The organism is Acinetobacter sp. YH12219 (assembly GCF_013417875.1).
Classification (GTDB): Bacteria; Pseudomonadota; Gammaproteobacteria; order Pseudomonadales; family Moraxellaceae; genus Acinetobacter; species Acinetobacter amyesii.
On sequence record NZ_VPDC01000025.1, the window covers coordinates 1 to 11,756 of the forward strand.

General features: G+C 39.1%; 13 protein-coding genes and 1 pseudogene. 13 read left to right on the plus strand and 1 reads right to left on the minus strand.

Annotation, left to right across the window (positions count from 1 at the left end; translation table 11 throughout):
* Nucleotides 1–106 (plus strand): annotated as a pseudogene (locus FTV04_RS14405) (IS5/IS1182 family transposase); the annotation flags it as partial.
* A 34-nt stretch (nucleotides 107–140) separates the two neighbouring features.
* On the opposite strand, the gene FTV04_RS14410 reads toward FTV04_RS14405, so the two are convergent.
* Nucleotides 141–1,052: a hypothetical protein gene (locus FTV04_RS14410; protein WP_180090124.1), complete on the minus strand. Its 912-nt coding sequence runs from the start codon at nucleotides 1,050–1,052 to the stop codon at nucleotides 141–143.
* A gap of 148 nt (nucleotides 1,053–1,200) precedes the next feature.
* Here FTV04_RS14410 and FTV04_RS14415 point away from each other — a divergent pair, with 148 nt between their 5' ends.
* The 12 genes from FTV04_RS14415 to FTV04_RS14470 all read left to right on the plus strand — a co-directional run bounded on the left by FTV04_RS14415 (nucleotide 1,201) and on the right by FTV04_RS14470 (nucleotide 11,729).
* Nucleotides 1,201–3,012, plus strand: coding sequence for a hypothetical protein (locus tag FTV04_RS14415; protein ID WP_180090163.1), 1,812 nt, complete (start codon nucleotides 1,201–1,203; stop codon nucleotides 3,010–3,012).
* A 493-nt stretch (nucleotides 3,013–3,505) separates the two neighbouring features.
* The gene (locus FTV04_RS14420) at nucleotides 3,506–4,483 is read left to right on the plus strand and encodes an inovirus-type Gp2 protein (protein WP_180090126.1); all 978 of its coding nucleotides are present in this window, start codon (nucleotides 3,506–3,508) and stop codon (nucleotides 4,481–4,483) included.
* An 82-nt stretch (nucleotides 4,484–4,565) separates the two neighbouring features.
* Nucleotides 4,566–5,528 carry a hypothetical protein gene (locus FTV04_RS14425; RefSeq protein ID WP_180090128.1) on the plus strand — a complete coding sequence of 321 codons (963 nt, stop codon included), beginning with the start codon at nucleotides 4,566–4,568 and terminating at the stop codon, nucleotides 5,526–5,528.
* Nucleotides 5,529–6,120: 592 nt separating this feature from the next.
* A complete protein-coding gene (locus FTV04_RS14430; protein WP_121533459.1) occupies nucleotides 6,121–6,381 on the plus strand; it encodes a hypothetical protein in 261 nt (86 codons plus the stop codon).
* Between the two features lie 17 nt (nucleotides 6,382–6,398).
* The gene (locus FTV04_RS14435) at nucleotides 6,399–6,965 is read left to right on the plus strand and encodes a hypothetical protein (protein ID WP_180090130.1); all 567 of its coding nucleotides are present in this window, start codon (nucleotides 6,399–6,401) and stop codon (nucleotides 6,963–6,965) included.
* Between the two features lie 11 nt (nucleotides 6,966–6,976).
* Complete coding sequence (locus tag FTV04_RS14440; RefSeq protein ID WP_180090132.1) at nucleotides 6,977–7,357, plus strand: hypothetical protein; 381 nt, start codon at nucleotides 6,977–6,979, stop codon at nucleotides 7,355–7,357.
* 119 nt (nucleotides 7,358–7,476) lie between these two features.
* Nucleotides 7,477–7,779, plus strand: a complete 303-nt coding sequence (locus FTV04_RS14445; RefSeq protein WP_180090134.1) for a hypothetical protein — start codon at nucleotides 7,477–7,479, stop codon at nucleotides 7,777–7,779.
* A 74-nt stretch (nucleotides 7,780–7,853) separates the two neighbouring features.
* Nucleotides 7,854–8,900, plus strand: coding sequence for a DUF932 domain-containing protein (locus tag FTV04_RS14450; RefSeq protein WP_180090136.1), 1,047 nt, complete (start codon nucleotides 7,854–7,856; stop codon nucleotides 8,898–8,900).
* A gap of 158 nt (nucleotides 8,901–9,058) precedes the next feature.
* Entirely contained in the window at nucleotides 9,059–9,274 is a 216-nt protein-coding gene (locus FTV04_RS14455) for a hypothetical protein (RefSeq protein ID WP_180090138.1), read from the plus strand.
* An 81-nt stretch (nucleotides 9,275–9,355) separates the two neighbouring features.
* Nucleotides 9,356–10,399: a YqaJ viral recombinase family protein gene (locus FTV04_RS14460; protein WP_180090140.1), complete on the plus strand. Its 1,044-nt coding sequence runs from the start codon at nucleotides 9,356–9,358 to the stop codon at nucleotides 10,397–10,399.
* A gap of 113 nt (nucleotides 10,400–10,512) precedes the next feature.
* Complete coding sequence (locus FTV04_RS14465) at nucleotides 10,513–11,406, plus strand: hydrolase or metal-binding protein (RefSeq protein WP_180090142.1); 894 nt, start codon at nucleotides 10,513–10,515, stop codon at nucleotides 11,404–11,406.
* 92 nt (nucleotides 11,407–11,498) lie between these two features.
* A complete protein-coding gene (locus FTV04_RS14470; RefSeq protein ID WP_130116379.1) occupies nucleotides 11,499–11,729 on the plus strand; it encodes an AlpA family transcriptional regulator in 231 nt (76 codons plus the stop codon).
* Nucleotides 11,730–11,756 lie beyond the last annotated feature (27 nt).

Sequence of the window (11,756 nt, forward strand, 5' to 3'; positions counted from 1 at the left end):
AACCTTCAAAATTCTTGCTGAGCGATATCGCAATCGAGGCAAAAGACTAGCATTAAGATTCAATCTAATTGCTGGAATTTATAACTTGGAGCTGAGTGAAAAATGACTTATGAAAGAAATCTAATAATTATAATAATTTTTTATTCTTCTTTATAAAAAGCAACGTGTTGATCAAAGCCTAGATCTTCATTTAAATTTGACTGATTTTTCATTATCAAAAGTTGTTTTTGTTTCTCACATTCGTTTCTAAATTGATTTTCAATCTGACTAATTTCTTCGGGTGTAAGAGTTTTATCTAAGGTCTGTTGATATTCTTCGGAAATCTCACCCAAATAAACCTTAATTTTTTGCAATTCAAGGGTTTTGCTTACAGCTATTTGTATTAAGTATTCCTCATATTTTTTTGCAGATCGGCTCATATTTTCTTGGATGGTATTTTTTTGCTGCTCAAGCTTGGTTTTAATTTGAGAAATTTCTTCATCCTTTAATTCGAGCTCTTTCCTTAAAATAGAATCATTACTTTTGCTTTTCTCCTTTTTGAGAGTTGATATTATTTTATTTTTATCTGTTAATTGTGAGTTTTGCCTATCAATTAAAAACTCTAAACAGTTTTTAAGGCTTTTAAATTTATATTTTTCTTTAATTTCATCAAGTTCTTTTAATGTCTTTTGATCGAGTGTGATTTGTTTAATGACACAATTATTTTCTTTGTTTTTGTGGTTGTATTTAAATAAAAGGAACTTCTTTTTTAAAATTTGAAAATGTTCATCATTGGTTTCAACAATATATTTCTCAGTTTCAAATTTTAGAAGATTTGGTAATAGTTGATTTATATGAACTGACTGAGATTGGCTATGTTGAGAAGAAAGGTCTTTATTACTATTTGGGCTAGTCTGTTGATAATTTGTAGATTGGTAACAATCCTTTTTTCCTGGCGACACAGTCTTTCTTATTTGATCTGGATTTAGGCTGTGTTCCATATCTAAGAATTCTTTTTTTAAATCTGTGTAAGAAGATAACCATTTCTCTAGAGTTAAATGTGGTCGTGCCATTGTTAATTTTCATTAATATTTACTTAATATTAATGTATACCATAAATAAAAATTAAGTAAATATTAATTAAATGATAATTATAAAAAAACCAATTATTAATTATCATTTTGTGCCTATCACGTTTGGTGTATGATACCTTTACCTGAGATGTCGGTTAATGAAGTAGAGGTTTTTTTTGTGGAGCAGAAGATTTCTGAGCAGCATTTCTTAATCATATTTATGGCTTTCTATCAGAGGGTGGATGGCCAACTTTCAGCCTACGCCGTTTGGGCACTAATTACTTTTATAAGAAATTTTGGAGCTGAGAGTACATCATTACCGCTTGCCCAATTGACGAAAGCCACTGGCATACAGACTAAAAAATTACGGGTTGTATTGAATGAATTGGAGCAGCATGGAATATTAAAAATAGATTTTCCAGAGACGGGAAAACGTACCAGAGTCCGTCACTTACAGCTTAACCTTGCTTATATTAGCGATAATTTAATAATGTCTGTTTACAGTCTGGATAATATTATTAAAAGAATGTCTAGAAAATTTCCGTTATTAAAATTTATTGCACTTCTATTTATAAAAAGTGCTGAGATAAAAATCAGCAATTTACCTAAAAAAACAGAGACTGATTGCAATCTTGATTATCGAAGTTATCTTGTTTTATTGCGATTAATTTATGGTGCAGATTCGTTTGGAATTGTTGTAGGGTGTGGAATTGGTGAAATCGAGCGGGCAACGGGTTTAAACAAACAATCTATTTATCGGGCTATACAGCAGCTTAAACAATTCGGATTTATTCGATGTCAGGCAAATGGAGCAATTCGAAATAGTTTTATTCAGACAGAGTCTCCAATTTACGCTTTGAACCTTTCACATACATTTTGGGGTGATGCTGCAATTTACGGCAGATTTTATATTTTAAAATACCCACAGCCACATGTTTTTGAAGTTCAGAAGGTAGCCTCTATTTTTACTCTACTTGATCAAAAGGGTGACTTATTTTTAAACAATGAAAGCGAACATTCAGATACTGGTTTTAATATTCTAAAATATAAAAATAACTATTTGCTGTGTGATCCTTTATGTTGGATGAAGCCTGTTTTACACGAAAAGAATAATAATTTTAATGTTATACAGAGAGCGCAAGTCATGAAATTCTTCGATCATTATTTAGAATTAAAGCAATTGCATCCTGAGAATTCATTATCCACTACTTTTAATTTAAAGCCTCATGAAAATATTCTGGATGATGAGGTGGCTTTAGACAGTTTAGAATCTACCAAGTCTATAAAACTCAGTGGAATGCATAACCGCTTAGGTCTTTTTCAAAGTTTACTTGAGCAATGGTGCTGTCAGATCTATAGCCAGAATAAATCTTTTTTTAAAATGTTAAGAGATGCCAATTTAGTTGTAATTGATGATGAAAGTTTTGAACGTTTAGAGTGCATAGACTCTCTCTATCCGTATTCATTGCATGATAACCAAATCAAAATAATCAAAAAAGAAATGGAGTTAAAGAATGAATCAGACAAAACTCCATCGAGGATCGCAGCCAAATTAAAAGCAGAACAGTTCAGGGTTTATCAGTTTTTAATGGCTCTTATGGATCTTATTGCATATAACCAAATTTACTTTTTTCAGCAATGTGTGACTAAATATTCCGATATTGATAATACGACTAAGAGGGGGTTAGACCGAGTATTTGCTGAGGCAAGAGAAATAGTAAAGCCTTTTAGAATTCTACCTCGGTCTTTTATTCAGAACACGTACAGCTGTTGCTTTGTTCCTGATCAGGATGCAAAAGCTGACGAGTATTTCTTATGCGAATTGGAATTTCAAAAAGCATTGCAAGATGCGACTCCATTCGACTTTCCAGTACAGCAAATGACAGAAATATCGCCAACACTGGAAGAACTTAAAAATTATGGATTACTGCATCATCGCTGTTTATCATTATTTGAGTAGTATGCATGCTTGATTTAGGCTTACAACTAAAATATTCAAAAAAACATTTTTCTGACTTAACTATCGTAACGATGAAATATCCAAAAAGCCTAGCTTAGCCGAAGGTTGGGAAATCGTGCTGATCGGCTGGGCTATCATTATTGCTTTTGTGCTAAGACGGTTTTATCTATTATTAATATAGAGATTAATATTAATATAGAGATTAATACTAATAATAGACTTGTTACTATAGATCATAGAACTATAAGTACTAGATATATCAATACAATCACTATTACTCATACAGATAACAAGAACAGTTGGATATGTCATATAGACTGAATAGATATCTCTATATACATGACGCTAATGATCAATAGTCAATGCAGAGTGAGATCACTATTCGATACATGTGAATAGTGGAAGATGTGTGCTTACTCTAGATCTGTGTGTCATTTAAAAAAATAAGTCGATTGCTTAACTATGACTTTAATCATAGTTAAGGAAGTTCAACGTGTTTCCATTCAATTTAGACCATCAGGCAGGGGTGATGTATGCCATTCATACCTTTGTCGATGTATGTCTTAATCTCGACTTGTCTGATGAAGATTTCATTTTTGATCTAGAACGCTTGTACTGCGCATTTGAAGCCTTTAAACAAGAAGGGATTGAGTACGCAGCATCGATTAGGGCGTTTATTGCAGTCACTGAATACGTCAATAGCCAGCGTGGCATGCTTAGCTTTGGTGAATATCTATCAGGTCGTTCTGTAGGGGGAATTAAGGCATTAAGACGAATTCTGCATGCGCATCGAGGGTTTATTCTTGAAGAAATTGAAAAGTATAGAAATCAGGAAGAAGATAACCAAAAGAGCTTTCTTGCAGAGATGAATAACGTCATTGTTGATCGGAGCTCTGTATTGATTGTGCGTGTGGATTTGTCCTATGCAGTTGAGTCTTTAAGTGCTGTGACGATTGATGTTTTTGATTTACACATCCAAAGCTTACGTAGGGCACTGAAAGATAAAAATGGCTGTTTTAAGCATTTACTGACTTTTGGGCTGGTTTTGGAGCATGGCGCCACAAAAGGCTTTCATGCGCATTTAATGCTGGTGTATAACAGTTCAAAAATCCAAAACGATGTCTATTATGGGTTTGAGGTGATTGATAAATGGAAAGAGATTACGATGACCAATGACGGATGTATTGGTATTGGGTTTAATGTGAATTTGAATAAAAAGAAATATAAGAAAAAAGGGACTTTAGGAATTGGTGAAATTTCAAGAAATTCTGCAGTACAGCATGCGAATGCATTACGTGTTGCTGAATATTTGGTGCGGCCTGAAAAATATAGCCAAATGATGCTCATTAAGCTGGGAGTCAAGAATACATTTACTAAGGGTAAATATAAGCCTCATGGTAGAAATTACCAAACTCATTATAAGCAAAAGCAGTTGGGCTGCAGTGCCATAAATCTTGCAGCTGAAGACTAAAAAATATCGGTCGATGCTGATATGGCATAAAAAATTATGACGATGCCTGTTCTATGAAGTTAATTTATTCATAGGACAAAACATGAGCTATACAGAATTTGAGTTTGTGACAGCGCCACGCTTGGAACAGGATGTTATCGAGTTTTATCAAACGATTCGATTTGCTCCAATTCCAGAAGGTATTGAATATGAGGCTCATCACAAGAATATCGATGATGAGTTTAAGCTGAAACTGTCGGGTTATTTTTCAGCATGGCGCAGGATGATGGCTGTTGGCATTCAAGAGCATTTATCTTTTTCATTTTGGGCAGACAAGTTCTTTCAGGCTTACTGCAGCGTGCTGACAGAAGAGAAGCTTCGTTTTATTGAGGTCACGGCGCAAAGAAGCGCTGGTTTTTATATCAATAAGATCGTAAAGCGGCTGAGAGTGCTGTTTGAAAGCACCGGCTTGACTGAAGAAATGCATAAGCTGAATGAGCGATACGATAAGCGGATCGAAAAGCTGAGAGAGTCTTATTGCAATACAAGCCAGATGTATCCCGATGCTGCGGATTTAAAGCTGGAACTCAGTCTAAATGAGGTGGGAAATGAAATTATCGATTTGCGACAGTTAGAGCGATTTTTCTCAAATTTCCAAAAAAGTCTAGCGGCTGAGTACTGGTATCGAACACAAGCCATTTACCGCTTTTATCAGGTCGTGCGGGTTGATGTTCAGCAGCGGTATGTGATCCACTTTTATCTGAGCTTTAACCGATCACTCTATGCTGATCCATTATTTTATTGCAGTGTCATAGAGCATTTCTGGGCTCAGGTAACGAATTATATGGGTACCTGCAGTTGCCTGAGTCTGACAGATCAAAATAATGTGGTTGAGGCTGAACAGATGTTTCGGATTGATCAAATTATTCAAGAAGGTGCCCAATGTCCGCTGAGCGCATTAAATAGCATGCCGGAAAATCAAACAGGAAGGAGTGGGCTTGCGAATAGAATCTGCATCTACCCCAAAGGGTTTAAATGGTTTGATGGAGCAACCATACGGTACTAAAAAATTATATTGCATTCCTGCACTTGCTTGATGCTCTACATTGCGCAGATTATCCTTAGCCTGCTGACCTACATCGTCAGTCGGTTTTGACAGACCGTTATCATCTAGCACATCAAAAAAGTAATTTTTTGGTGGCGAACTCGTTCGTCCCCCTTCGTTGCGGTAGGGCGAGGGAGGGACGCCTTGTGCGTGCCGGTTCCTAGATGACTGGTCTGTCAACCCTTTCTCGTTCTGCCACCATCATTTGACAGTGACTTGGTAGAACTTCTATATCATCTAGGAGTACGCCATGCGCTTACATCAATACCGTCTTTTACATTTCTCTTTTTCAGTATTTGTGCCGTTGGGTTATTAGACCTGATGCTGTGCAGTCAATGCATAACTGTGTCTATCGCTTTTAAGAATAAAACTTTTTCAAATACATATTACCGATATGAAGATGAATCTCTAATGCTGTTTTGAGCTAAGTAGATCTGTACGCTTTATCGTCTATAAAAAATTCAAAAACCTAGAAATTCATTCCAACAAATATTGCATAGGGGACGCTGGATCTGTTGAAGACCAGTGATGCCTGTAAAAAGAGAAAATGACTATGTTAAAAACTTTCCTAAAAACTGCCCTGATTACATCACTGCTGGCAGGCGCGTCATGGGCGCAGGCTGGCTGGTTTGCGCAAGCCAGTGAAGCCTATTTTGTTCAAGCCCGAAATTTGGGTGGCGGGGTGTATCAGTGCATGTATAAAACCAATCCGGGCAATCGTGGCTGGCGGAATTTCACGGTGAACTTTCAGGGTGGTTGTCCGCGCTTCGTTCACTTTAATGCTCAGAATGGTCAAGTCTCTGTACCGAACTAAAAGGCGGGAGATTTGAGATGAACCAAAAAACTATATTAGGCCTAGCTGCTATTCTTGCCTTGACCATTGTTATCGTGTCTGGATTCTATTTTTTCAGTACCAAGTCCAGCGTTCAGAAGCCTGTGCAAACAACTGCAGCCGCGAGTGATATGCCAGTTTCAGAAGCTGCTGCTTCAGAAGGCATTCCTGCTGCGGAAGTTGATGGCATTGATGTGGAGGAATTGACTGCTGGAATCAAGCAACCAAGCTCTGAACAGAATCAACCTAAGCTGCTGAACTTTGAGCTGGATCAAAGCCTGAAAGCAGCAGATACCTTGTTATCCATGCTTCCTTATGCAGACCTGCCTGAATTTGAACAGAAAAATGTAGATAAGTACCAGCAGCTCGTCTTTGCTAAAGTTGCTAAAGATATAGGTAAACCCGTGAGCAGTTTTAGCTTGCAGGAACACGGTGCATTAGAGTCGGAACAGGCGGGCAACCGTTACTACGTCTATAAATTTGATAATGGTACAGACTGTGAAATTCAGCTGGTCAGTATTGATTTAGAGACCGGTGATTACGGCGTGAGCTACAACTACTGCTGAGGATAAATTTTATGAAGCAATATTTTAAATCGATCTTGCTGGCAGTAACGGCTGCTGCAGGCATGATACTGTCAGGGTGCAGTTCTAGCCTTGATCCTAATACTTTTACTGTTGAAATGAATGTAGTAGATACCAGCAACTGGTATGCGCAAAACCAAGCAGCAAATGTCATCACCATTCGTTCTAACAGCCCAGATCCGATTAACGTTACAAATGTTTTAATTAATAACGGTGAATGCAGTTATGAAGGCTATCGCAGATCGTTGGAGTATCCGCAGCATTTTAAAATGGGCTTGCGTTTAAGGCTAAAACTAACTGGCTGTGGCTATGACAATGTCGTGCGTGTCGATGTTGAAACAGAACAGGGAACAGCGAGCTATAGCTTTCAATAGCGGTCTTTAACTCTAAACGACGAACTTAAATCTAAATCAAACCGTGTCCTCAATGGACACGGTTTTTTTATGCCCTCAATTCAGTTCTTCGTACTAAATTCATTTCACAAGGAATATCAATGTCCTTTATTCAATGTCCCTACTGTCAGTCTAGCCATGTCAGACAGACGGATTCAAGTCATGCAAACGCCAACTATTTCGAACAACTGCAACGCTGTATTTCACCGACCCAGATGGCGCTTTTCGGCATGCAGCTTGCCAAAAAAGCAGGATTTCCACCTTTTACAGGCGCAGCTATCGGTGTTGTTGTTGGTGGTGTATTGGTCATCGTCAGTCAGTACTGCTATGAAAAATATTACAGCAATGCCAATCAGTATATCTGTCAGGACTGCCATCAGCATTTTGCTTGGGCCCAGTCTTAACAGAAGCAGATTTTACAGCTGATTATTTTTAAATATTTTAATTCAATCAATTTATAGGTACAGGAATTAACACTATGGCACATCAAATTGAAAAAATGGCGTATGTCGGAGACACCCCTTGGCATGGTCTTGGCAATCAGCTCGCGCAAAATCAGCCGATTGAAGTCTGGGCGAAACAGGCCGGCATGGATTGGCGTATCGAATCATCCAATGTCAGCTACATGGCACAGAATGAACGCAGGCAAAGCATCATCATGCCCTATGAAGAACAGCGTGTACTTTACCGTTCAGATACCCATACACCTTTATCTGTGGTCAGTCAGCGTTATCAGGAAGTTCAGCCTGCAGAGGTATTGGAGTTCTACCGTGATTTAACTGAACAATCAGGTTTTGAGCTGGAAACAGCAGGTGTATTGAAAGGCGGCAAGAAATTCTGGGCTTTAGCTAAAACGGGACAGACTGCCGCGCTCAAAGGCAAAGATGTCAGTAATGGCTATATCTTATTGGCAACGGGCTGTGATGGCACTCTTGCCACCACCGCTCAATTCACTTCAATCCGTGTGGTATGCAATAACACCTTAGCGATTGCTTTAAAAGGGCAGAATAGCAGTGCAGGTGTAGTCAAAGTCCCGCATAGCACCCGCTTTGATGCCCAAAAGATTAAACAGCAGTTGGGAATTTCAGTACGTGCATGGGAGGAACACATGTATGAAATGAAACAGCTTAGTCAGCGTAAAGTGACTCAGACCGAAGCCGCGGCTTATTTCGATGCCGTGTTTAACAACAGCAGCTTGAGTCCGATAGAGCAGGACGAAGGTATCATTCAGTTCTACCGCAACGTAGCAACCCAAGCCAACTCAGCCACTAAAGCTGAAAATAAGATGGAACCGAATGGCCGTGCCATGTCGAAAGTCATGACTATGTTTAACGGACATGGACGTGGGGCAGAACTCAGTTCAGCTAAAGATACCGCGTATGGCTTGCTGTGCAGTATTACCGAGTTTTGTGATCATGAACGCCGGGCTATGAGTCAGGATCACCGTCTGGATTCAGCTTGGTTTGGTGCAGGTGCAGGACTCAAGCAGCGTGGGTTGGAACAAGCGTTACGTATGATTATATAAATTTTCTTCGTAAATATAGTTTGTCAGAAATAACTTAGCTGAATTTAATAACAAGCTTAGATGTCATTAATTGCATAGAATTCCAAGTAGTAACATTGAAAAGACGAAATGAATCTCCACTAACTTTTAGCAAGATAAATAGTAAAACGGAGAGTACAGTGAGTATAAATTCAATTACGCAACTAGGGGATGAAAAGTTTTTATTAAAAATGAAAGATAAAAAATCTTTTGATATTTTAGTAGAAACAATAAAAGGTAGTTTTGGTTACTCCTTTAATCAAGGTCTTCAATTAAATGCAGAACTTTTAGAAATTGTAATAGCCGGCGTTTCTGAAGAAAACCTAAAGCGACATTTAGCAGTCGTCTCATTTTAAAATAGATCCATTTAGAAATATCAAACCATATCTTCGGATGTGGTTTTTTTATGCCCAAAATTTAAAATAGAGGAATTCACAATGAATCATTTATCAAATCTACCTGCAGCATATGCACAGCCTAAAGTATTTAGTCCTGCTAAGCTTTTCAATGCTAAACGTTTTGTGGAGACAAAGAAGCTCAGTCAGGCTGAATGGCTGGAAGTACGCAGGCAGGGCATCGGCAGCAGTGATTGCGCAGCAGCCTGTGGGCTCAACCCTTATATGTCGATGCTGGAACTATGGATGATCAAGACTGGACGGATCAAGCAATCGATTGAAGATGAAAGCGAAGGTCATGCGCCCCTGTATTGGGGTAAGCGTTTAGAGCCCTTAGTGGCTGAGTATTACAGCATGCATACCAACTATAAAGTCCGCCGCGTCAATGCTGTGCTGCAGCATCCTGATCCAGACAAGCATTTCATGTTAGCAAACTTGGATTACTCTGTAGTGGGTGACGCAGATGTGCAGGTTCTAGAATGCAAAACCGCAGGGGAATATGGCGCTAAGCTTTGGCGGGATGGTGTGCCTCTATATGTACTGTGTCAGGTTCAGCATCAATTGGCTGTGACGGGGAAGAAGGCAGCACATATCTGTGTGCTGATCTGCGGACATGAAACCCGCATATTTAAAGTGACCCGTTCAGAATCGGTGATTCAGCATATCGTGAATGCAGAGCGTTACTTCTGGGAGTGCGTGGAAAAGGATACACCGCCTGATGCAGATGCTAGTGAATCGGCCGCTAAAGCTTTGCAATTACTGTATCCAGAGCATGTACCGCTAAGTACGACCGATCTCTCGTTAGATGATCAAGCCAACCAACAGTTTGAGCAGCTGATTCAAGCACGCAATCAAATTGAAAAGCACCAAGAGCAATTCGATCTGCTGAAGCACCAGCTGCAGGCCAAGATGCAGGAGGCTGAGCGCGCAACCTTCAAAGCAGGTTCTGTCACGTGGAAAAAGGCCAAAGACTCGATTAGCTTAGATAGCAAAGCACTACTAAAACAGTACCCTGAATATCTGAACCAATTTCCGCAAAGTAAATCTGGTTCAAGACGCTTCAATATTTACCCAGATGATGAATGAGATGAATTCATTCTTCGAGATACATAAGCAAATCAATTTAAGGCCATAACGATCCCATGCCAAACAGCATGGGATTTTTTTATGCCGATTTCATTGTTAAAAAGAGAAATATCATGATTAAAGGTTTAGCAATCACACCGCCTATTTTAGGGCGAATCAGCATTGGCCGAATGGTCGAAAAGAACGGAAAGCGTCTGCCTGAAAAGGATGACCAATTCACCATTACCAGTCAAATCCAAAGTAAAGATAGTGGTTGGATCAAACATCCGTTAGATGAACAGCTGCGGGCTAAAGCATCCAATCAAAAACTCCGCTCAATTCCTGTGCGGATGATCTTCAATGATCCTGAGCTGAATCTGCGTGCAGAATACAGCTTATTTGATCGTCAAACTGGACGACCCGTTTGTGTGGGTAATGGTGAAACCTGCCAGCGCTTAACTAGTCAAGGTGTAGAGCAACATCCATGCCCATCGCCTGATTTATGTTCAATGGCTCAAGGTGGACAATGCAAGCCTTATGGGCGACTGCATGTCAATTTAGATGAGTCGGATGAGCTTGGCACCTTCATTTTTAGAACCACAGGCTTTAACAGTATAAGAACCTTGGCCGCACGACTGAGTTACTACCATGCAGCATCGAATGGTTTACTTTCATGCTTGCCATTGCAACTTACCCTTCGGGGTAAATCCACGACCCAAAGCTATCGCCAGCCTGTGTATTACGTGGATTTAACTTTACGTGAAGGCGTTGATTTAAAGCAAGCTATACAGACTGCTAAAGAAATTGATCAACAGAGTAAATCGAGTGGTTTTAATCAGGCAGCTTTAGATCACAAGGCAAGACAGGGTTATGCAAATGCAGTTTTTGAAATGGATTCAGGTGATGGGGTAGACGTCATTGAAGAGTTTTATCCATCTGATGAAGGCATCGATGATGCTCAACAAAAGAAAACCACAAGCTTGAATTTACAGAATGAGTTGCAGCGTTCTGTTCAAACTTTGAATTGAATTATTGTTGAGGCTTAAGGAGATTAAATTTTTACGGAGCTGCATATCATTTGAGCGAATAACCGCTCGCATGAATGATTAGGAGTAAACTCATGAATGCGTTTGTTGGTCAAACTTTTCAAATGAATCAACTCATCAATATTAAGCAGGTTGTAGAAATTGTAGGTGTTGCACGTTCTACTATCTATGAAATGATGGATGAAAACTCACCGTATTACGATCCGACATTTCCAAAGAAAGTAAAGATCACCCAAAACCGTATCGGCTGGTCAGCTTTAGAGATCCATCAGTGGATTGAAAATAAGTTGGCGAGTCGAGAATAAGGGATGCTTTGCTCCCTTATTTTTTTG